The sequence below is a fragment of the Actinoplanes sp. 13 genome (assembly GCF_056134165.1).
On the sequence record NZ_JBVYOQ010000018.1, the window covers coordinates 109,748 to 135,994 of the forward strand.

At 69.7% G+C, this 26,247-nt stretch carries 27 protein-coding genes and 2 tRNA genes; 9 read left to right on the forward strand and 20 right to left on the reverse strand.

Translation table 11 applies throughout. The features are described from left to right. Positions 1-2 precede the first annotated feature (2 nt). The 6 genes from AC0NH5_RS29050 to AC0NH5_RS29075 form a co-directional block, all read right to left on the reverse strand. Entirely contained in the window at positions 3-671 is a 669-nt protein-coding gene (locus AC0NH5_RS29050) for a hypothetical protein (protein ID WP_474409831.1), read from the reverse strand. A gap of 56 nt (positions 672-727) precedes the next feature. Further along, a complete protein-coding gene (locus AC0NH5_RS29055; RefSeq protein ID WP_474409833.1) occupies positions 728-2,224 on the reverse strand; it encodes a hypothetical protein in 1,497 nt (498 codons plus the stop codon). Continuing rightward, entirely contained in the window at positions 2,221-3,081 is an 861-nt protein-coding gene (locus AC0NH5_RS29060; RefSeq protein WP_474409834.1) for an ABC transporter ATP-binding protein, read from the reverse strand. Before AC0NH5_RS29060 ends, AC0NH5_RS29055 begins: the two co-directional genes overlap by 4 nt. Further along, entirely contained in the window at positions 3,078-3,908 is an 831-nt protein-coding gene (locus tag AC0NH5_RS29065; RefSeq protein ID WP_474409835.1) for a zf-HC2 domain-containing protein, read from the reverse strand. Before AC0NH5_RS29065 ends, AC0NH5_RS29060 begins: the two co-directional genes overlap by 4 nt. Beyond that, on the reverse strand, positions 3,905-4,498 hold the full coding sequence (locus tag AC0NH5_RS29070; RefSeq protein WP_474409837.1) for an RNA polymerase sigma factor: 594 nt from the start codon (positions 4,496-4,498) through the stop codon (positions 3,905-3,907). The genes AC0NH5_RS29065 and AC0NH5_RS29070 overlap by 4 nt, the downstream gene beginning before the upstream one ends. Positions 4,499-4,573: 75 nt before the next feature. Further along, on the reverse strand, positions 4,574-5,473 hold the full coding sequence (locus AC0NH5_RS29075; protein ID WP_474409839.1) for a sulfurtransferase: 900 nt from the start codon (positions 5,471-5,473) through the stop codon (positions 4,574-4,576). Positions 5,474-5,574: 101 nt separating this feature from the next. Between AC0NH5_RS29075 and AC0NH5_RS29080 the strand changes: the two genes are divergently transcribed. The 4 genes from AC0NH5_RS29080 to AC0NH5_RS29095 all read left to right on the forward strand — a co-directional run bounded on the left by AC0NH5_RS29080 (position 5,575) and on the right by AC0NH5_RS29095 (position 8,988). Beyond that, positions 5,575-7,308: a proline--tRNA ligase gene (locus AC0NH5_RS29080; protein ID WP_474409840.1), complete on the forward strand. Its 1,734-nt coding sequence runs from the start codon at positions 5,575-5,577 to the stop codon at positions 7,306-7,308. A 34-nt stretch (positions 7,309-7,342) separates the two neighbouring features. Continuing rightward, positions 7,343-7,732, forward strand: coding sequence for a CBS domain-containing protein (locus AC0NH5_RS29085; RefSeq protein ID WP_474409841.1), 390 nt, complete (start codon positions 7,343-7,345; stop codon positions 7,730-7,732). Positions 7,733-7,901: 169 nt separating this feature from the next. After that, positions 7,902-8,345 (forward strand): SufE family protein, encoded by a 444-nt coding sequence (locus tag AC0NH5_RS29090; RefSeq protein ID WP_474409843.1) that lies wholly within the window; start codon positions 7,902-7,904, stop codon positions 8,343-8,345. Between the two features lies 1 nt (position 8,346). Further along, positions 8,347-8,988, forward strand: a complete 642-nt coding sequence (locus tag AC0NH5_RS29095) for a DsbA family oxidoreductase (RefSeq protein ID WP_474409916.1) — start codon at positions 8,347-8,349, stop codon at positions 8,986-8,988. A gap of 42 nt (positions 8,989-9,030) precedes the next feature. Here the strand turns inward: AC0NH5_RS29095 and AC0NH5_RS29100 are convergent, their stop codons facing one another. After that, complete coding sequence (locus tag AC0NH5_RS29100; protein WP_474409917.1) at positions 9,031-9,582, reverse strand: YbaK/EbsC family protein; 552 nt, start codon at positions 9,580-9,582, stop codon at positions 9,031-9,033. Positions 9,583-9,666: 84 nt separating this feature from the next. Between AC0NH5_RS29100 and AC0NH5_RS29105 the strand changes: the two genes are divergently transcribed. The 3 genes from AC0NH5_RS29105 (at position 9,667) to AC0NH5_RS29115 (ending at position 11,091) form a co-directional block, all read left to right on the forward strand. Next, positions 9,667-10,119: a helix-turn-helix transcriptional regulator gene (locus tag AC0NH5_RS29105; protein ID WP_474409844.1), complete on the forward strand. Its 453-nt coding sequence runs from the start codon at positions 9,667-9,669 to the stop codon at positions 10,117-10,119. Further along, positions 10,116-10,526, forward strand: coding sequence for a VOC family protein (locus AC0NH5_RS29110; RefSeq protein WP_474409845.1), 411 nt, complete (start codon positions 10,116-10,118; stop codon positions 10,524-10,526). Before AC0NH5_RS29105 ends, AC0NH5_RS29110 begins: the two co-directional genes overlap by 4 nt. Positions 10,527-10,608: 82 nt before the next feature. Then, positions 10,609-11,091 (forward strand): hypothetical protein, encoded by a 483-nt coding sequence (locus tag AC0NH5_RS29115; RefSeq protein WP_474409846.1) that lies wholly within the window; start codon positions 10,609-10,611, stop codon positions 11,089-11,091. Positions 11,092-11,103: 12 nt separating this feature from the next. Here AC0NH5_RS29115 and AC0NH5_RS29120 read toward each other — a convergent pair whose 3' ends face one another. After that, positions 11,104-11,589, reverse strand: a complete 486-nt coding sequence (locus AC0NH5_RS29120) for an NUDIX domain-containing protein (RefSeq protein ID WP_474409848.1) — start codon at positions 11,587-11,589, stop codon at positions 11,104-11,106. A gap of 92 nt (positions 11,590-11,681) precedes the next feature. Then, entirely contained in the window at positions 11,682-12,353 is a 672-nt protein-coding gene (locus AC0NH5_RS29125; RefSeq protein WP_474409850.1) for a DUF6461 domain-containing protein, read from the reverse strand. 601 nt (positions 12,354-12,954) lie between these two features. Here AC0NH5_RS29125 and AC0NH5_RS29130 point away from each other — a divergent pair. After that, positions 12,955-13,293 (forward strand): YciI family protein, encoded by a 339-nt coding sequence (locus AC0NH5_RS29130; RefSeq protein WP_474409851.1) that lies wholly within the window; start codon positions 12,955-12,957, stop codon positions 13,291-13,293. 170 nt (positions 13,294-13,463) lie between these two features. Here AC0NH5_RS29130 and AC0NH5_RS29135 read toward each other — a convergent pair. The 6 genes from AC0NH5_RS29135 to gyrB all read right to left on the reverse strand — a co-directional run bounded on the left by AC0NH5_RS29135 (position 13,464) and on the right by gyrB (position 19,455). After that, positions 13,464-13,539 (reverse strand) — tRNA-Ala (locus AC0NH5_RS29135). Positions 13,540-13,549: 10 nt separating this feature from the next. Further along, positions 13,550-13,678 carry a DLW-39 family protein gene (locus AC0NH5_RS29140; protein ID WP_474409852.1) on the reverse strand — a complete coding sequence of 43 codons (129 nt, stop codon included), beginning with the start codon at positions 13,676-13,678 and terminating at the stop codon, positions 13,550-13,552. A 144-nt stretch (positions 13,679-13,822) separates the two neighbouring features. Further along, positions 13,823-13,896: transfer RNA gene (locus tag AC0NH5_RS29145), tRNA-Ile, on the reverse strand. A gap of 78 nt (positions 13,897-13,974) precedes the next feature. Beyond that, the gene (locus tag AC0NH5_RS29150; RefSeq protein WP_474409854.1) at positions 13,975-14,874 is read right to left on the reverse strand and encodes a DUF3566 domain-containing protein; all 900 of its coding nucleotides are present in this window, start codon (positions 14,872-14,874) and stop codon (positions 13,975-13,977) included. Positions 14,875-14,877: 3 nt separating this feature from the next. Beyond that, a complete protein-coding gene (gyrA, locus tag AC0NH5_RS29155) occupies positions 14,878-17,391 on the reverse strand; it encodes a DNA gyrase subunit A (protein WP_474409856.1) in 2,514 nt (837 codons plus the stop codon). 111 nt (positions 17,392-17,502) lie between these two features. Further along, positions 17,503-19,455 (reverse strand): DNA topoisomerase (ATP-hydrolyzing) subunit B, encoded by a 1,953-nt coding sequence (gene gyrB / locus AC0NH5_RS29160; protein WP_474409857.1) that lies wholly within the window; start codon positions 19,453-19,455, stop codon positions 17,503-17,505. 570 nt (positions 19,456-20,025) lie between these two features. Between gyrB and AC0NH5_RS29165 the strand changes: the two genes are divergently transcribed. Continuing rightward, entirely contained in the window at positions 20,026-20,592 is a 567-nt protein-coding gene (locus AC0NH5_RS29165; protein WP_474409859.1) for a hypothetical protein, read from the forward strand. Between the two features lie 199 nt (positions 20,593-20,791). On the opposite strand, the gene AC0NH5_RS29170 is transcribed toward AC0NH5_RS29165, so the two are convergent. The 5 genes from AC0NH5_RS29170 to dnaN all read right to left on the reverse strand — a co-directional run bounded on the left by AC0NH5_RS29170 (position 20,792) and on the right by dnaN (position 25,156). Next, positions 20,792-21,256 carry a hypothetical protein gene (locus tag AC0NH5_RS29170; protein ID WP_474409861.1) on the reverse strand — a complete coding sequence of 155 codons (465 nt, stop codon included), beginning with the start codon at positions 21,254-21,256 and terminating at the stop codon, positions 20,792-20,794. A 73-nt stretch (positions 21,257-21,329) separates the two neighbouring features. Further along, positions 21,330-21,986, reverse strand: coding sequence for a DciA family protein (locus tag AC0NH5_RS29175; protein ID WP_474409862.1), 657 nt, complete (start codon positions 21,984-21,986; stop codon positions 21,330-21,332). Beyond that, the gene (gene recF, locus AC0NH5_RS29180; RefSeq protein WP_474409863.1) at positions 21,976-23,106 is read right to left on the reverse strand and encodes a DNA replication/repair protein RecF; all 1,131 of its coding nucleotides are present in this window, start codon (positions 23,104-23,106) and stop codon (positions 21,976-21,978) included. Before recF ends, AC0NH5_RS29175 begins: the two co-directional genes overlap by 11 nt. Before the next feature lie 4 nt (positions 23,107-23,110). Then, positions 23,111-23,983, reverse strand: coding sequence for a phosphogluconate dehydrogenase (NAD(+)-dependent, decarboxylating) (gnd, locus tag AC0NH5_RS29185; RefSeq protein WP_474409864.1), 873 nt, complete (start codon positions 23,981-23,983; stop codon positions 23,111-23,113). A gap of 39 nt (positions 23,984-24,022) precedes the next feature. Then, on the reverse strand, positions 24,023-25,156 hold the full coding sequence (gene dnaN / locus AC0NH5_RS29190) for a DNA polymerase III subunit beta (protein WP_474409865.1): 1,134 nt from the start codon (positions 25,154-25,156) through the stop codon (positions 24,023-24,025). Between the last annotated feature and the right edge of the window lie 1,091 nt (positions 25,157-26,247).

A 26,247-nucleotide genomic window follows, 5' to 3' on the forward strand; every position in this document is an offset into this window, starting at 1 on the left:
AATCAGGTCGGTTTGCCGATGGCCGCGCCGTCCCGCGTCACATCTGCCGTGCGCACGCGATTTCGCTTCGCCGGCCGGACGGTGGGCGTCTCCCGGTTGGCGAGCAGCAGCGCGGCCAGCACCAGGCCGAGCGCGATCAGCCAGCTCTGATGGGCCGCCGTCCAGTCGCCGTCCGGCACCGACCAGGGGGAGGCCCGGCCGGTGCAGAAAAGTGTGCCGACCAGCACGACCCCCTGCACGGCCGGCCCGGCCAGGGCACCCGTCGCGGCGTCACGGTGCCGGGCTGCGATCGCAGCGCCGGCCACCGGCAGCAACCCGCACACCGCCGCCTGGAGGACGACGAACCAGGACCCGGTGACCGCGGGCTGAGCGATCTGCCCGACTCCCAGCCGGAGCAGGGCCCAGACGAGAGCCGCCGGCAGAACCGTCAGCAGGGTCCGCAGCCACTGACGGATCCACCGCGGCACCGGAGTGATCACTGTGGACGTCATGGCGTCCGGAAGTGCGAACGCGGCCCCCGCCCCGAGCACGCCGGCTGCCAGCCACGCCCCGGTCAGCGCCGCCCGGTTCGGCGGCTCCGCCAACAGCACCGGGACCTGGGCCAGCACCGCCAGCGGCACCGCGGCCGCCAAGGGCCACCACGACACCGCACGCCAGAGGTTTCGTGACACTTCGCGCAGGAGGGTCCATGACACCGCACGCGGGGGGTGTCCTGTCAGGAGGTCACTCATCGACAGACACCGGCGTCGTGAGACGGACCTTCACCGGCCACCACTGCGCCCGGCGCCGCCTCCAGCCGCGGCGGGGTGAGGGTCACGCCGAGGCCGGCCAGCGCCGTCGACTCCGGGTCGAGCAGGTCTGCCCAGTGCGTGGCGAGATGACGGGTGACCTCGTCACGTGGTCTCGCCAGCAGCGCGAGCGCGGCCTCCGTCTCGGCCGCCCCGTACCGCACCATCGGCAGCCGCAGATCGCCGCTCCGCAGAAGCCGGTGGGCGTCCGCCGGCCCGGCCTGGCCCATCAGCCAGAGCCCGGCCACGGTGCGGTGCTGGCCGGCGCCGTCACAGCTGCCGGTCACCGCCGCGTCCCGGCGGGCGAGCCCGACGGCCGCAGCCGCGTAGTAGCTCGTCATGTTCTTCCGTGACTGCTCCGCCCATCGGCCGGTCCGTCCCCAGACGGTCGACGTGGTGATCTCCGGCTGGCCCGGCGTCATCGGTTCCAGATCGTCCATGTCAGCGAGCTGCCGCACCACCGGGCGCCGCGCACCGGCCGGGAGGCGGTCGGCCACCGGCTCCACAGCCTCCCGCCAATACGTCGTCCATCCCGCGTAGTGGGGCAAGGAGCAGTAGCGCACCTCATGATGGGTCCGGCAGTCGAGAACAGCGACGCCGGTGAGGGCGACGGTGTCCTCCAGACGGATCTCCCACGGCGTCTCCTCGACCTGGCGCTGCACCGCGAGAGCCGACAACGCGACCGCCACCACGACTGTCAGAGCCGCCACCACCGGCCGCCTCCGCCACATCGTCACGCCGATGACCATGACGAGCAGCCCGCACAGATAGAGCATGTGCCAGTCGGTCGGACGGTCCGCGCCGACGCCCCACGGCGGCTCCGGCACCGGCCACAGGGCCGTCGGCAGGTCGTTCGGCGACGACGGGAGGACGAGCAGGGAAAACATCAGCACGGCGAGCGCCGCCACGGTGAGGGGGCCGACGGCAACACCGGGCAGAACGCCACCGGCCAGGGATCCGACGGCCGCGCCGATCGCCGGGATCACCACGACGACCGCGACCGCCCACGGGTCGAACCGTCCCACCGGCCAGGTCGGCGCCAGCAGCAGTAACTCCACCAGGCAGCTGACCGCGCCGGTCACTGCCGCGATCGGCACCGCCACGAACCGGGCCAGTTCTCGCCGGGCCGGACCGATCGGCATCGTGATGGTGCACTCCTGGGCGCCCGCACGATGGTCACGGCTCGCGGCCAGATGGGTGGCGATCAGCATCGCGGCGGACAGGACCAGCGAGGCCATCCCGGAACTCTGGGCGAAGGTGTCCCACGTCGGCATCCGGGTCCAGGACCAGGCGACCGTGAGCGCGATCGTCAGCAGCACGCCGCCGCGGTAGAACGGGCTGCGCCACAACCGCCGCGCCTCCGCCCGAGCCAGGGCCCTCGTCGCGACCGAGGCGGCCGGCGCCGGCCGCTCCACCCGATCCGCCGTGACGGTCATCGGACTGCCTCGCGGGCCACGGAAGTGCCGAGCAACAACAGGTAGCCGTCCTCGATGGACGGCCGTGCCGCCTCGGCGCCGTCCGGCCGGCGGCCGATCGTCCGGTAGAGCCCGTCGGCATTGCGCCAATACGCCGTGTTGCCGACCGGGGCGTTCTCGGAGAGCCACACCTGGCCCTCGGCCACGGCCGCCAGGTCACGCGGCGCGCCCTCGAAAACCACCCGGCCGGCGTTCATCACCACGACCCGTTCGCACAGTGCGCCGACGTCCTCCGTCTGGTGGGTGGAGAGCAACACCGTGCGCCGCTCGCCGAGCCGCGAGACGAGCGCCCGGAACCCCATCCGCTGCTCCGGGTCGAGACCGACCGTCGGCTCGTCGAGGATCACCAGCGCCGGGTCACCCAGCAGCGCCTGCGCGAGCCCGAGCCGCTGCCGCATGCCACCGGAGAGCTTGCGCACCTTCGTCCTGGCCCGGTCGGCGAGGTCGACCTCGTCGAGCACCCGGCGGACCTCGGCCCGCCGCAGCCGCGCGTCGGTCAGCTCCTTGAGCACCGCCACGTAATCGAGCAGGTCGTAGGCGGAGAAATTCGGATAGAGCCCCGGGTTCTGCGGCAGGTAGCCGATCCGGCGGCGCACCTCGGTGCGCTCACGGGGCGTCGCGGGGTCGAACCCACTGATCCGGATCGACCCGGTGTCCGGAGCGAGCGCGGTGGCCAGGCAGCGCAGCAGTGTGCTCTTGCCCGCGCCGTTCGGGCCGAGCAGCCCGGTCACCCCCGACCGGATCTCCAGGTCGACGGAGTCGAGCGCTGTCGTCGCGCCATAGTGTTTCCCCAGCCCATGAACCGTAACAGTGATCATCGAGTGGCTCCCGGGTCGAAGCGGCGGCGCCGCTGGATCAGAATCGCGGCGGCCACCGCGGCCGCGGTGAGATAGCTCAGCTGAGCGGCCGGCCCGAACACCACCGGCACGAGAACCTCCCGCTGCGCCAGGGCGACACCAGACAATCCGGTGAGCCAGAGGCCTCCGAACACGCCCGCGGCAACCGGGAGCGGGAGGACGGTGGCCACCGCCAGCGTGCCGGTGCAGAGCAGGAGCGCGGGCAACAGCCACGCTGCCGCATGCCAGGCCGGTCCGGGCAGCAGCACCCCGGCGACCGCCGCCATCGCCACCGCCACCGCGATCACCGACACGGCCCGCCAGAGCACCAGCGCGGGGCCGGCTGCCGGAGTCGTCCCGGTGATCTCGTGCATCGGATCGGCCGGCGGACCGTAGGCCCCCGCGACGGCGATCACCGGCAGGATCGGCGCGAGCGTCAGGAACGGCACGCTCACCATGTCGGACCCGGAGCCGCCGAGCCAGGCCGCGACCACCGCGAGGACCAGCACGGCAGCCGTCGCGGCCAGCCACGACCAGCGCAGAGCCGGCGTGGCGGCGAGCAGCCGGATCCGGTGCTCGGGCAGGCCGGCCCGGATCAACAGCCGTTGGACGGGGCCGACTCGTGGCGCATGGATCGTGTCGAACACGATCTCCCAGTTGCCGGTCAGCCACGTGATGTCGACCGGCACCCGGGAGCGGCACGGGCCGCAGCCGAGCATGTGCGCCTCGACGGCCATCAGCCGGCTGGGCGGGAGATCACCCTGCTCGTACTGTCGCTGGAGGGTGGGATCGATGTGCCAGTCGGTCATGCCAGCAGCTCCCTCAACCTGGTCCGCGCCCGCATGAGGCGGGTCTTGGCGGTGCCCTCCGGAATGCCGGCCAGTCGCGCGGCCTCGCGCACGGTGAGACCGTCGAGCGCAGTCGCCTCGATCAGGACCCGCAGCTCCGGCGAGAGCCGGTCCAGCGCCGGCCCGAGGGCGCCGTGCTCCACGCCGAGCAGCACCAGCTCCTCGGCGGACGGGGTGGTGGCGACGTCGGGGACCTGATCGGTGGCGCCGCTCAGCCGGCGGTTGCCCGGGCCTCGGAGCGCCGAGACGAGCCGGCGGACAGCGATGGTCCAGATCCACGCGGCGGGATCGGTGCCGCTCTCGGCATATCGGAAGGAGCCGCGCCACAGAGCGACGAACGTGTCCTGGACGGCGGCGTCGACGACATCGGGATCGGCGCAGCGCCGGCGGAGCCGGGCACGCAGCCAGCCGGCGTGACGGTGATGCAGCAGTCGCAGGGCTGCGGTCTCCCCGGCAGCGACGGCGCGCAGCAGATCGGCATCACTGCTCTGCTGGCCGAGCGGCGTCTGCCGGGTGACCGGTGGATCCGGTGGCTGTCTTCTGCGTCGCACATCTGGCCTATCGCCGACGGCCCCGGATCCGGTTCATCGAGAAACGGCGCCGCCCGGAGGCGACGCCGTTTCCACTCAGCTCAATCCGCCCGGCTCGGGCCCGCGAGCAATCGGCGCCCGCACCAGGTTGCCCCACTCGGTCCAGGATCCGTCGTAGTTGCGGACCTGCGGGTAGCCCAGCAGGTGGCGCAGGACGAACCAGGTGTGACTCGACCGCTCGCCGATCCGGCAGTACGCGATGATGTCGTCGCCGGATTCGAGACCCAGCTCGTCCTGGTAGATCTTGAGCAGCTCGTCCTGCAGCTTGAACGTGCCGTCATCGTTGGCCGCCGACTTCCACGGCTTGCTGAACGCGCCCGGGATGTGGCCGCCGCGCAGCGCACCCTCCTGCGGGTACGCCTCCATGTGCGTCAACTCGCCGGTGTACTCCTGCGGGGAGCGCACGTCGACCAGCGGCCGCCCGCCGGCGATGTGGCCCATCACCTGGTCGCGGAAGGCCCGGATCTCGGCGTCGTTGCGGACCGGCACCGGGTACTCCGCCTGCGGGCGCACCGTCTTGTCCCGGGTCAGCGCGCGCCCCTCGGCCGCCCACTTCTGCCGGCCCCCGTCGAGCAGCCGCACGTCACGGTGCCCGAAGAGGCTGAACACCCACAGCGCGTACGCCGCCCACCAGTTGAAGTTGTCGCCGTAGAACACGATCGTGTCGTCGCGGCCGATGCCCTTGGCGGCGCACATCTCGGCGAACGCGGCCGGGTCGAGGTAGTCGCGGGTGAGCTGATCGTTCAGCTCGAGGTGCCAGTCCACCTTGACCGCGCCCGGGATGTGGCCCGAGTCGTAGAGCAGCACATCCTCGTCCGACTCGACGACGACCAGGCCAGGCGTGTCCAGGTTCGCAGCGAGCCACTCGGTGGTGACCAGTTTGTCGGGGTGCGCATACGCCTGAAGCGCAGGCGCCGGATCGTTCGGAACTGACATGTCCTTCACGCTAGCGCTTCCCGCTCACCGGACGGGGACGGGCGGTGACACGGGGGATAACCGGATGCTTTTCGTCGTACCGGGTCCCTAGGCTCGTCGTCGTGTTGCTTCGGATGTCCAACCTGCTGCTCAAGACCCTGCGCGAGGAGCCGGCGGACGCAGAGGTGCCCAGCCATCGGCTCCTGTTGCGCGCCGGCTTCGTCCGCCGTGCCGCGCCGGGCGGTTACACCTGGCTGCCGCTCGGCAAGCTGGTGCTCGACCGGGTCACCGACGTGATCCGGGCGGAGATGGCGGCTGCCGGCGGCCAGGAGGTCTCCTTCCCGGCGCTGCTGCCGCGCGAGCCCTACGAGGCGAGCGGCCGCTGGACGGAGTACGGCGACGACATCTTCACGCTGACCGACCGGCGCGGCGCCGAGCACCTCCTGGCGCCCACGCACGAGGAGATGTTCACCCTGCTCGTGCAGGACATGACCGGCTCCTACCGGGACTTCCCGCTGCTGCTGTTCCAGGTCCAGACCAAGTTCCGCGACGAGGCCCGCCCGCGTGGCGGCCTGCTGCGCGGCCGTGAGTTCCTGATGAAGGACGCGTACTCCTTCGACCTGGGCGACGACGGCCTCGCCGAGGCCTACGGGCGGATGCGCGCCGCCTACCAGCGGATCTTCCGGCGGCTCGGCCTCGAGCACACGATCGTGTCGGCGGTGTCCGGGGCGATGGGCGGCTCCGCCTCCGAGGAGTTCCTGGCCGCCGCCGAGGTCGGCGAGGACACCTTCGTCGGCTGCACATCCTGCGACTACGCGGCGAACACGGAGGCGGTCGTCACACCCGTTCCGCCGATTCCGGCCGGCGACGCGCCGCCACTGGAGACACACGACACCCCGGGCACGCCGACGATCGCCTCGCTGGTCGACTTCGCCAACGAGCGGGCCCTCGCGGGGCGCACCGACTGGACCGCCGCCGACACCCTGAAGAACGTCGTGGTGACCGTGCACCACCCGGGCCGCGCGGACGAGTTGCTCGCGATCGGCGTGCCCGGCGACCGCGAGGTCGACCTCAAGCGGCTGAACGCGGTGCTCGCCCCGGCGACGGCCACCCTGTTCGACGACTTCGCGTCCCGGCCCGACCTGGTGAAGGGTTACCTCGGACCGCAGGGCATCAAGATCCGTTATCGGGCCGATCCGCGGGTGGCGCCCGGCACGGCGTGGCTGACCGGCGCGAACGAGCTCGGCCGGCACGCCACCAACGTGGTCGCCGGGCGCGACTTCACCCCCGACGGCACGATCGAGGCCGCCGAGGTGCGAGCCGGGGACACCTGCCCGGCCTGCGGCGCCGGCTCGCTGACCATGCGCCGCGGCATCGAGATCGGGCACATCTTCCAGCTCGGCCGGCGATACACCGACGCCTTCAAGCTCGACGTGCTGGGCCAGGACGGCAAGCCGGTGCGCCCGACGATGGGCAGTTACGGCATCGGGGTGTCGCGAGCGGTCGCCGCGATCGCCGAGCAGCACCGTGACGAGCGCGGGCTGCTCTGGCCGGACTCCGTGGCCCCGGCCGACGTGCACATCGTCGCGGCCGGCCGGGACGGCCAGGTCGAGGCGGCGCTCACGCTGGCGAACACTTTGGCCAGGGCGGGCGTCCGGGTGCTCGTCGACGACCGGCCGAACATCTCGGCCGGCGTCAAGTTCACCGACGCCGAGCTGATCGGCATCCCACGGTGCGTCGTGGTCGGCCGCCGTCTCCCGGAGGGGTACGCGGAATTGCGTGAACGCCGCACCGGAAGGAGGAACGAAGTGCCCCTTGTGGACATCGCGGGTGTAATCGCGGCGGAGCTCGGGTAACCATGGCACTACGCGACGGAAGGGCAACGAGAACATGGTCAGACTGGTCGCGGATGCGATGACGAGGCGGGTCGTCTACCTGCCCGAGGACACTCCCCTGGACGAGGCCGCCCAGGTCATGCGGGACCAGGGCATCGGTGACGTGGTGGTGACCCGGGGCCCGACCATGGCCGGTCTCGTGACCGATCGCGACATCGTGGTCCGGGCGCTGGCCGAGGGCCTGTCGCCGACGGCCACGATGCTCGGCTCGATCGCCAGCCGCGAGCTGATCATGATCGAGCAGAGCGCCACCGTCGAGGAGTCGGTGCAGGCGATGCGCAGTCGGGGCGTCCGCCGCCTGCTGGTCTGTGACGCCGACCGCAAGGTGGTCGGCTTCCTCAGCCTCAGCGACGTGGCCCTGCTTCCCACGTCCGCTGCCGCCTGATCCTTGCCGCGGGTGTGACGTTCGGCGGCCTCGGCCGCTCCGGCGCGCTGTAGTCCCGACGTCGGCAGGGCCGCGGGTCAGGATCGCCGGGCCCTCGTACGAAATCGCGCCGAGTTTCCGGGTGCGACCATGACGGACGGCGGCGAGAGCGGCGACGTAGGGTCGAGCCGTGAGTGACATGCCGCCGAAGCTTGCCGAGATCGTCGAGGAGTTCGCCTCCGCACCGCGTGACGTGGTGCTGGAGATGTTGCTGGAGTTCGCGGACGCGGTGCCGCCGCTGCCGGCCGACCTGGCCGGCCACGAGGGCATGGAGCAGGTCCCGGAGTGCCAGACGCAGTTCTTCCTGAAAGCTGTCGTGCAGGCGGACGGGACCGTGGTGACCCAGTTCGACTGCCCGCCGGAGGCGCCGACCACGCGGGCGTTCGCGGGCATCCTGGCGGAGGGCCTCGCCGGGGCGAGCGCCGCCGAGATCCTGGCCGTACCAGATGATCTTTATTCCCGGATGGGGCTGGCGCAGGCGATCAGCCCGCTGCGGGTGCGGGGTGGCACGGCGATTCTGGGGCGCCTGAAGCGACAGGTCGCCGAGCAGTCGGCCGCATCCCATGCGGAGTGACGTGGACATCCAGGTCTGGTCCGACGTCGTCTGCCCATGGTGTTACCTCGGCAAGCGGCGCCTGGAGAAGGCACTGGAGGCCTTCGACGGCACGGCGACCGTGACCTATCGGGCCTATCAGCTCGATCCCACCCCGGTGCCCGAGCCGCTGCCGATCATGCAGGCGCTGGCCGCCAAGGCGGGCGGACGGGAACGCGCCGAGCAGATGCTGGCGCAGGTGACCGCCGTCGCCGCGGATGACGGGCTCACGCTCGACTTCGACCGGGCGATCGCCGCGAACACGTTCGCGGCGCACCGGTTGATCGCGTGGGCGGCGACATGGGACCGGCAGGGCGAGATGCTGGACGCGATCCAGCGGGCGCACTTCACCGACGGCGTCGACATCGGTTCGCTGACGGCACTGGCCGGGGTAGCCGGATCGATCGGGTTGGACGCGACGGCGGCCCTGGCGCACCTGCGGTCGGAGGCGGGCACCAGTGCGGTGCACACTGACGTGAACGAGGCCCGCGAGCTCGGCATCACCAGCGTGCCGACGTTCGTGATCGATGGGAAGTACGCGATCCAGGGCGCCCAGGAGCCGGCCACACTGCTCGCCGCACTCGACGAGATTGCTCGCCGGGAGGCGGTCGAGGCAGGAATGTGACCGTTGTCGATGTTGTTTCACGTGGAACAACATCGACGAACGTCAGGACGTCTCGCGCGCAAGACCTTCGATGACCCGGGCGCCGGGCAGAGCACCCAGAGCCGGTCCCGGAATGGCGATCTTGCTCTGCCGGACACCGGAGCCGATGATCACGTGCGGGGCGGCGACCACCCGCGAGTCGACCAGGATCGGCCAGTCCGCGGGTAGCCCGATCGGGGTGATGCCGCCGTACTCCATTCCGGTCAGCGACACCGCGTCGTCCATCGGGGCGAAGCTCGCCTTGCGAACGTCCAGGTGCCGCCGGACCACGCCGTTGACGTCGGCGCGGGTGGTGGCGAGGACGATGCAGGCGGCGTACCTGGTGACGCCGCCACGGCTGCCGGCCACGATCACGCAGTTCGCCGATTCGGCCGGCGCCACCCCGTACGCCTCGCAGAACGCCGCGGTGTCGGCGAGACCGGGATCGATCGGGGCCACCAGGACCTGGTCGGCGTCGATCGGCGCGTCAGCCGGCCAGACCGCCAGCGCCTTGGCAACCGGCGGGGCGAGCAGATCGAGGCGGGACTGAGCGGATTCAGTCTCGAGGCTTCCCATCATGTCCGCCATCGTCGCACCCCGGCCAGGCCGGGCCTCACCTCGCTCCTGCCCCCTTGACGGAATACGGCCTAAGCTGTGGGCGTGAGCGGCCCGAGCGACCCGCATCTGCGTGAGCTCGTCCTGCTGCGACGCGTCCGGGACCGGATCGACCGGGACTACGCCGAGCCGCTGGACGTGGAAGCGCTCGCGCGCAGCGTGCACCTCTCGGCCGGTCACCTGAGCCGCAGGTTCCGCGCCGTCTTCGGCGAATCGCCGTACAGCTATCTGATGACCCGCCGCATCGAACGCGCGATGACGCTGCTGCGCCGCGGCGACCTATCGGTGACCGAGGTCTGCTTCGCGGTCGGCTGCTCGTCGCTGGGCACGTTCAGCACCCGCTTCTCCGAGCTGGTCGGCATCTCCCCGAGCACCTACCGCAGAATCGCCGCCGGCGACGGCGCCGGGATCCCCGGGTGCGTCGCCAAACAGGTCATGCGACCGGTCAGGAATCGAGAAGTGGGCGCGTCCCGCCCGGACCTAGCATCGTCGCTATGACCGTGACGATTCACTCAGCGTTCCTACCCGCCGACGACCCCGACAAGTCCCTGGCCTTCTACCGCGACGCGCTCGGTTTCGAGGTCCGCGCCGACGTGGGTTACGGCACCATGCGCTGGATCACCGTCGGGCCGGCGGACCAGCCGCAGACCTCGATCGTGCTGCACCCGCCAGCCGCTGACCCCGGCATCACCGACAGCGAGCGCCGGACCATCGCCGAGCTCATGGCGAAGGGCAGCTACGCCTCCATCGTGCTGGGCGCCACGAACCTGGAGGACACCTTCGACCGGCTCCAGGCGAGTGGCGCCGAGGTCGTCCAGGAGCCCGCCGACCAGCCGTACGGGATCCGCGATTGCGCGTTCCGCGACCCGGCCGGCAACATGGTGCGCATCAACCAGCTCGTCTGACGGCCGGTCCGACCTTTGATTCGGCCCCGGCCACCCCGCCAGATCCTCAGCTTCACGGCGATCATGCCGATCGTCTGATTCTGTGGAGGATCGTCGGAGAGCACGCGTCGGGACCGTCAGCGGTCTCGCACTCCTGACCGGTGCCACGGCGCTGGTCGCCGTCGGCGGCGGTCACCACTCGGTCTTTGCGACCCTGCTGCTCGGTCTCCTGGCGACCGTGATGGCGCATGCGCTCGTCACCGAGATCCAGCGGCAGGCGCGGCGCCGGTCGTCGGCGGGGTGGGGCCGGCCGGACACCGTCAACACCGTGCTGCTCGCGTGCTGGTCGGTGTGCGCGGCCGCGATCACGCCGTTCGTGTCCCCGACCGTGCAGGTGCTCGGGCTGCTGCTGGCCGCCGGATATGCGGTCTCCTGCGCGTACTTCGTGGTGGAACGGCGCCGCAGTGTCTCCGCGGCGGCGACCCCGACTTCCGCCGTGACTGCACCGGCCCCGGCCCAGACCTCGGCTCCGGCGGACGCCGCGGTCACGCTTCCCCCGGTGACCGACTCGGCCCCGACGGCCTGACCGGCCTGCCGCTCAACGCTCCGCGTCACCGCTGTCGCCGTCGTCACCGTCACCGGGCCGGTGCCGCGGCAGCACGTCCCCTTGCGCGGCCCCGTCCGATCCCAGCGTCGGCAACACCACCATCAGCGGCGGCACCGGCACGCCGTTGGTCTCGATCGGCAGCTCCGGAACCGGCAGCCAGTCCACCCCCAGCGGCTCCGGCCCGAACCCGTCGTCCTGACCGGCACGGGGCTCACCGTCCGCCACCGTCACCGCGAAGACCGAGGTCATCCCCGACGGGTACGGCATCTCCAGCACATATCGGGTGGCACTGACCACGAGACCGGTCTCCTCGAAGACCTCACGCCGCACCGCCTCCTCAGCGGTCTCGCCCGGGCGCAAACCGCCGCCCGGCAGTGTCCACCACTCACCGCCACCGGACCGCCGGCTGCGCTCGTGCACCATCAGCACACGGCCGTCCCGCACGATCACGGCGGCCGCCCGTTTTCGTTCGCTCACGAGTCGCAGGCTAGCCGCCGTACCTGTGTCGCGCAGATCGAGTCATTCCTCTGTGGATGACAACCCACACTGAAGAACGGGCATATGCGCACCTACGCTTCCGGAACGGTGACCAGCAGGTACGTCAATCCGGTGAGCAATTCGCGGGTCAGTGCGACGCCGGTCTGCTCGGCGAGGAACGCCAGAGCCGGTCCCGTGGGTTGCGTCACTGTCGTCCCGCCGACCAGACCGGCCGACCGCATCGCCGGGATGTGGTCCCCCGGCCGCACGCCACCCCACCGGCCCGGCTCGCGGGAGTCGAAGTCCAGCTCGAGATCGCCGTCGCGCAGCACCAGCAGCCGCCCTGCGCCCTCGGCGTCGCCCCGATAGGAAAGGACCCGGCCGTCGGCCGAGAGCGGGCTCACGAGCCGCTGAGTGACCCCCAGCGACCCGTTGTCCTCCACGATCACGGACCAGTCGCCGACCCGGGCCACCCCGATGAAGTACCGCGCCGCCCCGGCCCGCTCACCGTCACCGGCGGCCACCAGGCGCAGCCACTCGACCCGCTCCAGCTCCTCGCCGCCGAGCCGTTCGATCACCTCGTGCGTCTTCAGGCCCTGCACCAGGGTGAAGCAGAACCCGCTGGCCAGCCCGGCCTCGCCCAGCGGCCACAGGTAGTCCCCCGCCTCCGGGGCGGTGCTCGGCGCCGGCACGGCTTCGCTGGGCCCGGAACACCCGGCCAGCCCGGCGACGGTAAGGACCAGAAGGGCGGTGCGGCGATTCACCGAGTCAGTAGATCAAATATTTGCGGCTCTGGACGTCCCGTACGGGACGACGCAGTTCGTGGTTCATCGCGCAGAACCGCGGGTTGCCGGACGTGATCCCCCGGGTGCATGCGATCCGCAGGTTGCCGTCGCCGAGAGATCAGCTCCGATGATATTCGCTCTGCTGCGCCGGCACGTTGAGGACGACTGCCGTTCGGCGGCGTCGAAGACGGTGGAGACCGTTCAGGATCGCCGCGTTCACCAGCGCGCCAGATAGATCCGCGAGACCCAGCTTCCGACGAAGCACCGCACGACCTTCACGTGCTCGATCCTGGCCGTTCCCGCAGGCCGGCACCATCGGCCCGAGCCACTCGTGTTCGCCGACAACCACCCGGCCCGTCCAGCCGATCAGAGTAGACACTCGCCGTGAGGTGGATGCCAGGTCACCGTAGTGTCGGCGAGCTCAGGGCAACAATGATTCCGCGAACAGCGGCGACGTGACGTTTGCGAGCGACGGAATCCCGTGGAGACTCCTTCCGGCATAGCGTCGAATCCGGGCCGAGTCGTTCGTAGAACAGGCGAGAGGCGGTCGAAGGAGGCCGCCGGACAAGGGAGTTACGGGATGACCCGGTACTTGATCTCGTTCAACGACGGCGCGATGGACCACATCCCGGACGAGGACTGGGCCGACGTGGCCAAGGCCTCGCAGGCGGTGGTCCAGGAGGCCGTGGACGCCGGCGTGTGGGTGTTCGGCGCCGGACTCGAAAGGCAGAGGGCGAGCGTCGTGGCCACGGACGGGGTGGTCACCCACGGCCCTTACCCGGAGACCAAGGAGGTCATCGGCGGGTTCTCGGTCGTCGACGTGGCCTCACGCGAGGAGGCGGTGGCGTGGGCTGCCAAGATTGCCGTCGGTTGCCGCTGCGCGCAAGAGGTCCGGGAACTCATGCCCGGATCGAGGTAGACCAGCCCACGTCGGAGCGAACTCGCATGGCCGCGATGGGTTGCCGGCGCGAGGCCGATGTTGCCGGCGTGGTCGACGGAGCGCGCCGGGATCGTCGGCGAGTTACTGAAATCGGCCGCTGCGGGCAAGTGCGCCCGGAGAAGGTCGTGCCGCCTGCTCAGAGGCGGCAATGGTGGAGCCCAGGGGACTTGAACCCCTAACCCCCGCCTTGCAAAGGCGGTGCTCTGCCAGTTGAGCTAGGGCCCCCAGAACCGCCTCAGCGGAGGTCGGGAGCGGTGGTCGCCTCGTGCCACAGCGCACGCTCGTCGCTGGACGCCTTGACCCTCTTCACGACCAGCGCGGCAGCGCCCACCACAGCGGCAACAACGAAAAGCTTCTTCAGCATCGAGTCCCCCATTGAGGAGCGCAAGCAGGCCGCCCACCGCAACCCGATGGATCGCGGGGCCTCCGGGGGCTCGGCCTCCGGAGAAAGCATGACGAGCTGGTCCAGGTCCGCGGTTTTTGCGGACACGGACCAGCCACCAGCTCGTGGGGCTAGCTGGAATCGAACCAGCGACCTCAGAGTTATCAGCTCTGCGCTCTAACCGACTGAGCTATAGCCCCTCAACTGCGAAGAGAACGTTACCGCATCGGGTCGCGAGCCTCCAAAGCGGGGGTGGCTCGCAACCCGATGCGAATCGGTCAGTCCCGCTCGGCGAGAGTGAGCTCGATACCGCCGACCAGGTCGGCGCAAACGTTGTAGATGAAGGCGCCCAGGGTGGCCAGCGCGGTGAACAGAACCACGTTGACCGCACCGATCAGCATCGACGTGCCGATCACGCCCCAGGCGGTGACCTGGAACGGGGTGCTGGAGGTGCCCTCGGAGCCGCCGCTCGCGGTCACCAGGTCCTGGAGGCTGGTGTTGACCGAGCTCCAGACGCCCATCGTGTCGAGGGCGAGGTAGAGCACGGACGTCGCGACGACGACGACGATGAAGAGCACGATCGACACGGCGAACGCGAACTTCATCACGGACCAGGGGTCGATCCGTTTGAGGTTGAGCCGGGCCCGGCGCGGGCCCCGCGCGGCGGCCGAGGTGACCGTCGAGCGGGCCGACCGGACGGCCTCGGAGACGCGGGCGGCGCCCACCGCGGCTGCGCCGCTGGCGGGCGTGGAGCCGGTTCGCTGTTTGGCCGCCGCCGGGGACTGCCCCGTCGGTGCCGCGGCGCTCGCCGGCCGTGGCGGTGTGTTCGGGTTCGCCGGTGGCGGCGGCGTCCCGCCGCCCGGGCGGGCGGCGGGTGTCCCCGGCGCCGCGCCCTTTCCCTTGGTGACGACCGGCACGGCGGCCGAGCCCTTCACCACCGACGGACCACCCGGACGCTTGGTCTCCCCGGCACCGTCGCCGCCGGCCGGCGGCTCACTCGGCGGGGCGGGCATGCCCGGTGCGCGGGTGAACTTCGGCGGGGACGACGGGGAATCGGCGGGGACAGCGGCGCGCCCTGAGGTCTCGCGTCCGTTCGATGCGGCGCCGTCTTTCTTGGCCGCATCGTCCGGAGTCGCTGAGGTTCCCGGGCCCCCCGACTTCGCCTGTGTCTCCGGCATCAACTAGTCCTGTTCGTCAGGCTCGTCGGCATTGCGAGCAAGCGCCACGATGGTTACACCTTCTGGGAGGTCCATCAGCTTGACCCCCATTGTGTTCCGATCCCGTGTGCGCCGTACAGGCTTCACGGGAGTCCGGATGACACCACCATTGCTGGTGATGGCAAACAGTTCATCCTCCGGGCTGATCACCAGAGCGCCGACAAGTCCACCACGACGCTCCGTGATCTTGGCGGTCAGCACCCCCTTGCCGCCCCGGCCCTGCACCGGATACTCCTCGATCGGCGTGCGCTTCGCATACCCACCGTTGGTGGCGACCAACACATCCATGCCCTCGCGGACCACTTCCATCGCGAGGAGCTCGTCGTTGTCACCGAAGCGCATGCCGATCACACCGGAGGTCGCACGCCCCATCGGACGCAGCGCGTCGTCCGTGGCGTTGAACCGGATCGCCTGGGCTTTCTTGGAGACCAGCAACAGGTCGTCCTCCGAAGCCACCAGCGCGGCGCCCACCAATTCGTCATCCTCCCGCAGGTTGATGGCGATGATGCCACCGCTGCGGTTGGAGTCAAACTCCTCCAGGCGCGTCTTCTTCACGAGCCCATTCTTGGTGGCGAGCACAAGGTGGGGCGCGACCTGGTAATTCGGGATCTGGATGACCTGGGCGATGTGCTCGTCCGGCTGGAACGCCAGCAGGTTGGCGACGTGCTGGCCCTTCGCCACCCGGGCCGCTTCAGGCAGCTCGTACGCCTTGGCGCGGTAGACCCGGCCCTTGTTCGTGAAGAACAGCATCCAGTCGTGGGTCGAGATGACGAAGAAGTGCGAAACGATGTCGTCCTGACGCAGCGTTGCGCCGCTCACGCCCTTGCCACCGCGCCGCTGCGACCGGTACAGGTCGACCTTGGTGCGCTTGGCGTAACCAGTTCGTGTGATCGTCACCACAACGTCTTCCCGGGCGATGAGGTCCTCCATGGACACTTCACCGTCAAACGGGATGATCTGCGTACGCCGCTCATCACCGAACTTCTGGACGATCTCGTTCAATTCCTCCGAGACGATCAGTCGCTGCCGCTCCGGCTTCGCGAGGATGTCCTTGAGGTCCGCGATCTCGATCTCGATCCGGGTCAGCTCGTCGACGATCCGCTGCCGCTCCAGGGCGGCCAGACGGCGCAGCTGCATGTCGAGGATCGCGGTCGCCTGGATCTCGTCCACGTCGAGCAGCTGCATCAGGCCCTGGCGCGAGTCCTCCACCGTGGGCGAGCGCCGGATCAACGCGATGACCTCGTCGAGCTGGTCCAGGGCCTTGCCCAGACCGCGCAGGATGTGCGCCCGCTCCTCGGCCTTGCGCAGCCGGAACGCGGTCCGCCGGCGGATGACCTCGATCTGGTGCTCGACGTAGTAGCGCAGGAACTGGGCCAGGTTCAGGGTACGCGGCACGCCGTCCACCAGCGCCAGCATGTTCGCGCCGAACGTCTCCTGCAGCTGGGTGTGCTTGTAGAGGTTGTTCAGCACCACCTTGGCGACCGCGTCGCGCTTCAACACCAGGATCAGGCGCAGGCCGGTACGACCGGACGACTCGTCGCGGATGTCGGCGATACCGGTAAGCTTGCTCTCCTTGACCAGCTCGGCGATCCGCTCGGCGAGGTTGTCCGGGTTCACCTGGTACGGCAGCTCGGTCACCACGAGGCAGGGCCGCCCGCGCGGGTCCTCCTCGACCTCGACCACCGCGCGCATCCGGATCGATCCACGGCCGGTCCGGTACGCCTCGGTGATCGCCGTCTGCCCGACGATCAGGCCCTTGGTCGGGAAGTCGGGCCCCTTGACGATCTCCAGCAGCGCCTCGAGGGTGGTCGCCTCGTCCACCTCCGGGTTGTCCAGGCACCACTGGACGGCCGCGGCGATCTCCCGCAGGTTGTGCGGCGGGATCTTGGTCGCCATCCCGACCGCGATGCCTTCGGAGCCGTTGACCAGCAGGTTCGGGAACCGTGCCGGCAGGATCGTCGGCTCCTTGGTCCGCCCGTCGTAGTTGTCCTGCATCTCGACGGTGTCCTCGTCGATGTCCCGCAGCATCTCCATGGCGAGCGGCGAGAGCTTCGACTCGGTGTAGCGCATCGCGGCCGGCGGGTCGTTACCCGGCGAGCCGAAGTTGCCGTTGCCGTCGATCAGCGGGTAGCGCAGCGACCACGGCTGCCCCATCCGGACCAGGGCGTCGTAGATCGACGAGTCGCCGTGCGGGTGGTAGTTGCCCATCACGTCGCCGACCACGCGCGCGCACTTGACGTAGCCCCGGTCCGGGCGGAACCCGGCGTCGTACATCGCATAGAGGATCTTGCGGTGCACGGGCTTCAAGCCGTCACGGACGTCGGGCAGCGCACGGCCCACGATGACGCTCATCGCGTAGTCGAGGTACGAGCGCTGCATCTCGACCTCGAGGCCGACCGGCTCGACCCGCTGGCTCACACCACCGCCGGTGTCGTCGGGGATGTCGTCGGCGTCCGGGGGCTCGGGAGTGTCAGTCACTGTTAACCCTTACTCAAGGTGAAAACCAGACAAGTACGGCCAAAGCTCACATACTGCTGTGGATAACGTTGTGGATATGAGGCGCACGCTGTGGATACGGCGTGTGCCGACTCAGATGTCCAGGAAGCGCACGTCCTTGGCGTTGCGCTGGATGAACGACCGCCGCGCCTCCACGTCCTCGCCCATCAGGACGCTGAACAGCTCGTCCGCGACCGCGGCGTCGTCCAGGGTGACCTGGCGCAGCGTCCGGGTCTCCGGGTTCATCGTGGTGTCCCACAGCTCCTGGAAGTTCATCTCACCGAGACCCTTGAACCGCTGGATGTCGTCCGGCTTGGCGTTCGCCTTCTTCTGCTGGCGCAGCGCGATCAGGCCGTCCCGCTCGCGGTCGGAGTACGCGTACTGCGCGTCGTCCCCCCGCTTGTTCCACTTGATCTTGTAGAGCGGCGGCGCGGCGAGATAGACGTGCCCCTGCTCGACCATCGGCCGCATGAAGCGGAACAGCAGAGTGAGCAGCAGCGTCTGGATGTGCTGACCGTCCACGTCGGCGTCGGCCATCAGGATGATCTTGTGATAGCGAAGCTTCGAGATGTCGAACTCGTCGTGGATGCCGGTACCCATCGCCGTGATCAGCGCCTGGACCTCGTTGTTCTTCAGCACCCGGTCGATCCGGGCCTTCTCCACGTTGAGGATCTTGCCGCGGATCGGCAGGATCGCCTGGATCCGGCTCTCCCGGCCGCTCTTGGCGGAGCCGCCGGCCGAGTCGCCCTCGACGATGAACAGCTCGGTCTCGCGCGGGTCGGTGGACTGGCAGTCGGCCAGCTTGCCCGGCATCGAGCCGGACTCCAGCAGCGACTTGCGCCGGGCCAGCTTGCGGGCCTGCTGCGCGGCGATCCGGGCGCGGGCCGCCTGATCGGCCTTCGTGATGATCAGCTTGGCGTCCGCCGGGTTCCGGTCGAACCAGTCGGCGAGCTGCTCGTTGCAGACCTTCTGCACGAAGCTCTTCATGTCGGTGTTGCCGAGCTTGGTCTTGGTCTGGCCCTCGAACTGCGGGTTCGCCAGGGTCACCGAGATGATCGCGGCGAGGCCCTCGCGGATGTCCTCGCCGGACAGCTTCTGGTCGGCCTTGAGGAACTTCTTCTCGACGCCGTACCGGTTGACGATGCTGGTCAGCGCGGCGCGGAAGCCCTCCTCGTGGGTGCCGCCCTCGTGCGTGTTGATGCGGTTCGCGAAGGTGTAGACCGACTCGCCGTACGACTCGTTCCACTGCATCGCGATCTCGACGGCCATCCCCTCCTCGGGGGCGTCGGCGCCGAACTCGATCACCGTCTTGTGGATGCCGCTCTTGGTCGCGTTCAGGTGCCGCACGAAGTCGGCGATGCCGCCCGCGTACATGAAGGAGATCTTGCGGACCTCACCGTTCTCGTCGAGCTGGTCCGGCCGCTCATCGGTGAAGTTGATGGTCAGGCCGCGGTTCAGGAAGGCCATCTCCTGGAGCCGGCGGTAGATCGTCTGGAAGTCGAAGTCGACGGTCTCGAAGATCGCCGGGTCCGGCCAGAACTGGACGGTCGAGCCGGTCGTCTCGGTGGGCTCGCCCTTGATCAGCTCGGAGGGCTTGGAGTAGTCGTACTTCTGCCGCCACACGAAGCCGGATTTGTGGATCTTCACGGCCATCCGGGTGGAGAGCGCGTTCACCACCGAGACGCCGACGCCGTGCAGACCACCGGAGACCTTGTAGGCCTGGTTGTCGAACTTGCCGCCCGCGTGCAGCACGGTCAGCGCGACCTCGACACCGGGCTTCTTCAGCTGCGGGTGCAGGTCGACCGGGAACCCACGGCCGTTGTCGGTGACCGAGACCCCGCCGTCGGCGAGCAGGACCACGTCGATGGTGTCGCAGTAACCGGCCATCGCCTCGTCGACGGCGTTGTCCACAACCTCCCAGATCAGGTGGTGCAGACCTCGCTCACCGGTCGAGCCGATGTACATACCGGGGCGCTTGCGGACCGCTTCGAGGCCTTCGAGCACGGTGATCGACTCGGCACCGTATTCCTGCTTCTTCTCTGACACCCTCGGCCACTTTCTCGCGCCGGGCCTTCAACGGCCCCGCAGCGGGGTTGTCGGGCGGCCGGAGGCAGCCGCGCGCGCAGGCGAGGACCGGAGATGACCCCGCGGAGAAGAGGCGGACCACCGGTGAAGCCATGCGCGCCGGTCGCCGCGGTCGGCCCGCGGATCGTGATCGGCTGGAAAAACCGCATAGCGTGACGATGGTGGCTGCCCGCCACCGCCAGGCACAGTTTTCCCGGTCGCTGTCGATTCTACTCCGCCGGAGCGAGTTGGCGAGGGTCAGGCACCCGTTCCGGGCGCCTGAGAGTCCCGTAGCGCCATCGGGGCCGCTACCCACGTGTTCCCCTACACGGATCCAACCGGCACCGCAACAACAAGTGATGCGGCTGTTTCGACGGTCGGGCGCGCCTGCCGTGCCGGACCCGCACTCACTGCGACACTGCTCGACAACCGCCGGCACCGGTGTCGTAACCTCGCCCGCGCGGGCCGGTGTTGGCCGGACGTCATGCGGTGGAGTCCATCGGTTCCCCCGCGGATGAGCCCTGTGAGGCAGGTCGAGGAGGGGTGGCCCCGATGGCGCACGACAAGGGCCTGGACAACGTCGCGGTGCACTGGCCGCGCACCAATCAGTACTACGACCCGGTGGCACCCGCCGAGTTCGTCGACTTCGGATCGATCGCCGATCGTCCCGAGATCGCCGCGCCCACCGGGGCGCTGGCGCTGCACATCGCCAAGACGGGCACGGTACGCGCGACCGCGTACACCGAGCTCGTCGATCTTCTGTTGGGTCTGGAGGGCGTGCTCTACGCCACCGACGCGGCTGCCGAGGACGAGGACCCGGTGATCGACCCGGACGGCTGCGCCTGGATCGCCGGCGGCCTGGAACGCTTCGTCGAGGGCCACGACAAGTTCGGTGACCTGGTCACCTTCGACACCGTCGCCGAGGTCATGCGGACCGCGATCGCCGGCGGCCGCCTCGCCGACCAGCAGCTGCGCTGGCTCGACCACCGGCTGGCCGCGCTGCGCGACGACGCCGGCAACGCTCCGCACTGGAGTTTTGCGCGGACCGAGCTCGTCGTCCTGGCCGGCTTCTACCGCCGCTGCGCCGAACGGGGATTCGCGATCTTCGCCGATTACTGACGGCCGCGCACGGCCGTTCCCCGAAGCCTCAGACCTTTTGTTTGGTACGAGAGACCCTCCTCCACCACGGCAGCCACCCGTCCCGGACTACACCGCGGCCGGCTGCCCACTCCAGCCTTTGCCGCGCCCGCCGGGCGGAGCTGCCGGCTCGGTGTGAAGTTCGGGTCGCTCGGTGGGCGCAACTTCACACGCATGGGGGTCAGCGGGTCCGGGGATGCCGCAGCAACAGCGTCAGCAGGCCGACGACGACGAGGGCGACGACCGACGAGCCGGTCCAGAAGATCGTTGTGCGGTCCGTGGAGACCCGCTCGACGCGCGCCGTGTAAGCGGGCGGAGCCGTCACGATTTCGTTCCCGCTGCACAGGCTGGTCTCCCCGCGGGTGGCGAACACCCGGTAGCGCCCACCCTCGTCGAAGCGGTATCCACAGGCCGCCTCGTGGCCGGCTGTGACCAGCGTCACGTCCAAACCGGCCTGACCCTCGATCAGCGACTCGATCGTGAAGGCGACGCGGTGGGTGCCGGCCCGATGCTCCACCGTGCGCGCCACACCGACGAAAGCAAGATCCGCCCGGGCGCCCGCCTTGCACGAGCACGCGTATGCGGGAGCGGCAGCCACCGGTATCGGGGCCAGCACGAACAGCAACAGGACCAGAAGGCGTCGCACGATCATGCTGGTAAGACGCTGCGAATCGGATTTAGGTTTCACCCGGCAGAACCGGCTGCGGTCCGCCCGGGTGTCAGCCGTAGGTGTCGCGGGGGCCGCGGCCCTGCACCCGCCGCGGCCCCCGGTTCCAGGACGGCGCGGCCGGGCCGTGGATGTTGAGGCGGACGACCACGTTGTGACCCACCTCGGCGGCGATCTTCTTGAGCAGGGTGGCGGCGAGCAGGCGCAGCTGAGTGGCCCAGGCGGTGGACTCGGCCTCCACGGTGAGCACGCCACCGTCGAGCTTGACCGGGCGGCTGTGCGCCGCGATGTCCGGCCCGACCACCTTCTCCCAGGACCCGAACACGGTGGCCTCGGCTTTCGGCTTCTCCCAGCCGCGGGCCTTCATCAGGCGTTCCAGCATCGCCCCGAACGGCTGCGGATCGCGCGGGTCGGGCCCGGGCCCGGAGTAACCGCGCAGGCGCCGTTCACCGCTGCCGGCACCGGTGCGGCGCCGCGGCGCGCGAGCCGCGGCCTCCCGGCGCCGGGCGAGGGCGGCGTCGAGCACCGCGCGGGCCAGCTCGGGGCCGGCGAGATCACCCTGAGCCCTCTCAGGAGCCGCACCAGCGCCGGCGGCGGCGTCACCCTGACCCGACCCCGCCTCCTGATCTCCACGGGCGCCGGCGGGCCGCTGAGGCCGGTTTCCTGATCCTTTCCGGCCACGGCCGGACGGCTGGGCGTCATCGGACACGGTTCACCGCCCCAGTGGTCACGTCGTAACGGGCGCCCTGCAGCGCCGCGGGCACGTCCTCGGGGACCGCGCAGGTCACCAGCAGCTGGGCGGCGTCCGACACCAGCGCGGCGAGCCTGTCCCGGCGGCCGGTGTCCAGCTCGGCGAAGACGTCGTCGAGCACCAGCACCGGCTCGATCCCGTCCGAGCGGAGCAGGTCGTACGCCGCCAGCCGCAGCGCCAGGGCGAACGACCAGGACTCGCCGTGGCTCGCATAGCCCTTGGCGGGCAGGTCACCGAGCACCAGCGACAGGTCGTCGCGATGCGGGCCGACCAGCGTGACGCCGCGCTCGATCTCCGCGGTCCGGCGTTCCTCCAGCGAGGCCAGCAGGGCCGCCCCCAGTGCCTCGCGGTCCGGGGTCAGCGATTCGCCGAGACGCGACGAGTACGTGATGGCGGCCGCGGTGCGTCCCGCCGCGACCGCGTCGTAGGCCTTGGTCAGATGCGGGCCGAGCGCGGCGGCCAGCTCGAGGCGGCCGGCGAGCAGCTCGGCGCCGTGGTGCGCCAGGTGCTGGTCCCACACGGCCAGCGTCGACAGGTCCTGCCCCCGGGACCCGCCCACCTTGCGGGTCAGGTACGCCGTGCGCAGCAGCGCGTTGCGTTGCTTCACCACGCGGTCGTAGTCGGCCCGGACCCCGGCGTACCGCGGCTGGCGGGCGACCAGGAGGTCGTCCAGGTAGCGGCGGCGCTCGGACGGATCGCCCCGGACCAGTTCGAGGTCCTCGGGCGCGAACAGCACCATCCGCAAGGCGCCCAGCACCTCACGGGGCCGCCGCACCGGCGACCGGTTGAGCCGGGCCCGGTTCGCCCGGCCCGGCACGATCTCGAGCTCGACGAGCAGCTCACGTCCATCGTGGACGACGGCACACCGGATCACCGCCGAGGTGGCGCCGGCCCGGACCAGCGGGGCGTCGGTGGCCACCCGGTGACTGTCCAGAGTGGCCACGTAACCGAGCGCCTCGATCAGGTTGGTCTTGCCCATGCCGTTCTGGCCGACCAGCACGGACACGCCGGGGTCGAGATCCACGGCCACCCGCTCATACGAGCGGAAGTCGGTGAGCTCGACCCGGCGTACGTGCATCTCGTCAGCGCTTGACGGCGTGGCCGCCGAACTGCTGACGCAGCGCGGCGACGGCCTTCATGGCCGGCGAGTCGTCCTGGCGGGACTGGAAACGGGCGAACAGCGACGCGGCGATGACGTGGGCGGGCACGGCGAGGCGCACAGCCTCGTCGACCGTCCAGCGGCCCTCACCGGTGTCGTCCGCGTAGCCCTTCAGAGCTTCCAGCTCCGGGTCCGCGTCGAGGGCCCGGTCCAGCAGATCGAGCAGCCAGGACTTGACGACACTGCCCTCGCGCCAGCTCTTGATGACCGCGGGGACGTCGTTGATGTACTCCGAGGCGCGGAGGATCTCGTAACCCTCGGCGTAGGCGTGCATCAACCCGTACTCGATGCCGTTGTGCACCATCTTCGCGTAGTGGCCGGCGCCGTGCGTGCCGGCGTGCGCGTAGCCGAACTCCCCGGCCGGCTTGAGCGCCTCGAAGATCGGCAGGCAGTGCGCCACCGTCTCCGGCTCGCCGCCGACCATCAGCGCGTACCCGTTCGTCTTGCCCCAGACGCCACCGGAGACGCCGACGTCGAGGTATTTGATGCCCCTCTTCGCCAGGCGCTCGGCGCGCGGGCCGTCGTCGGTGAACTTGGAGTTCCCGCCGTCGATGATGATGTCGCCGGCTTCCAGCACCTCGGCGAGCTGGTCGATGGTGTCCTCGGTGATCTTGCCCGACGGCACCATGGTCCAGATCACCCGCGGCGCGGCCAGCTTTTCGGCCAGGTCGGCCAGGCTGGTGGCGTCGCTTACATCCAGGTTCTGGTCGAATCCGACGACTTCGTGGCCCGCAGCACGCAGTCGTTCCCGCATGTTGCCACCCATTCGGCCGAGACCGATCAGGCCGAGTTGCATGGTGATCTCCCTAGATGAGCGGTTGCTTCTAGCTCAGTATCAGCGAGTGACCCGGATCGGCATGATCAGATAGCGGTAACCCGAGACGATTTCGCCGTCTTCGCCTGCGGGGGAAATCACTGCGGGCTTGAACGCGTCGACGAACGAGAGCACCGCGGTCGGGGCGCCCAGGTTCTGCAGGCCGTCGATCAGATATTGCGGGTTGAAGCCGATGGTCAGCGGCTCACCGGTGAAGGTGGCCTCCATCGCCTCGCTGGCCCGCGCCTCCTCGGTCGTGCCGGCCTCGACCACCAGCCCGTCCTCGCTGAAGCTCAGCAGCACCGGGGTGGTGCGCTCGGCGACCAGCGCGACACGGCGGACCACCTCGACCAGCGCGGCGACCGAGACGCGGGCCTCGGCGTTGTGCGAGGCCGGGAAGAGCGAGCGCACCGGCGGGTAGTTGGCGCCGTCCAGCAGGCGGCTCGTCGTCCGCCGCGCGCCGCCGGCGAAACCGATCATGCCTTCGCCGGCACTGCCCTGCGCCAGGGCCAGCGTCACCGAGCCGCCGATCGGGCCGAGTGCCTTGGCGGTGTCGTTCAGCGTCTTCGCCGGGACCAGAGCGTTCAGGCTGATCTCCGGGTCGTCCGGGTTCCACTCGATCTCGCGCATCGCCAGGCGGTAGCGGTCGGTGGCGAGCATGGCCATGGTCGTGCCGTTCAGCTCGACGCGCACACCGGTCATCATCGGCAGCGTCTCGTCCCGGCCGGCAGCGATGGCCACCTGGGCGACCGCGGACGCGAACGTGGCGGCGTCGACGGTGCCGGCGCTCGACGGCATCTCCGGGAGCGTGGGGTAGTCCTCCACCGGCATGGTGGGAAGTGTGAAGCGGGCGCTGCCGCAGACCAGCTCGAGGTGGGCGCCGACAGCGGCGATGTCCACCGGCTTGCCCGGGAGAGCCTTGGTGATCTCAGCGAGCAGGCGGCCGGAGACCAGCGCGGCGCCGTCGGCGTCGGCCTGCACCTCGACGCTCACCTGACTGGAGACCTCGTAGTCGAAGCCCGAGACCTGCAGACGGCTGTCGGTCACGCGCAGCAGGACGCCGGCGAGCACCGGCACCGAGGGCCGGCTGGGCAGGCTCTTGGCTGTCCAGGCCACGGCGTCGGCGAGGGCGTCTCGCTCCACCCGGAACTTCATGCTGTCCTCCGCGATGCTTCCTCTGACAGGGGGCGTCGACGACCCCACTGAACTCTATGGCTCCGGCAGCGATGGCGGGCACCCGACCCCGGTGCTGTGCAGTCGAGCCTGAGGCACGGCAAGCCGCAAGCAGCCCATCCACACCTTCCACAACGCTGATGATTGCTTTTTGTTTTCTAAGAAGAGATATCTAGTCGTCTTCATCGGTCCTGTGCATACTGTGGAGAACTCGCGTTTCCGCAGGTCAGAACGTTATCCACCGGTGATTCACATGTGGGTAACCGGGGTACAAAGTCCCCTCTGCGTCCACAGTCGTCGAGCTGAAGGACGTTGTCCACCGTTGTCCACCGGTTATCCACCGGCTATCCACCGGTTTTATCCCCCGGCCTGTGCATAACGCTGGGACGCTACCGCCTCGTCGTCCCCAGAACCTTCAACAGGTAATCCACACGCGTCCACAGGCTGTGGGCAAATATGTGACCCTCCGTGTCTGTCCACATCGATTTCCCCAGGGTTGGTCCACATCTGTGGAGAACGGTGTCGGCAGTTGTCCACCGTCTGGGGAGAAAGCCTGTGGACGCCTGTGGATTAGTGTGGACAACGTTGGCACGAAACTGTCACGTCCCGACGTTGACAGCGCCCCTATTTTCAGCCCTGCAAGCACGCATCGAACGGCGCTGATTTGTGCGTTGAGCTGGGATGATCTGGGGACAACCTGTGGACAGGTCGGTGTAAATCCGGTGGATAACCGGTGGACTGGCGGAGAACGTCCAGTTCAGGGCCTGTGTGCTTTTCGCGGCGGTGCCTGTGGGGATCGGCCCGGCCCGTCGTCGGCCCCATCACCGGTCGGCACGCGGTTCCGCCGCATGAGCCGACCTGGGGACACCGAAAATGATCTGGGGACATCCTGGGGACAACTTGTGGGCGGGACTGTGGGGTAACGCAGAAAGCCCAAGTCATGGAGTGGGCAGCACAGCCCGGCAGCAAGTCGAGGGCGCAACCATGCAGGCAGCCCTCACTTTCGCCGAGGCGGGCGTTGTGGGGCGTACCGAATAAGGAATCTGGTGTTGCGACCGGTCAGCGTGTCACCC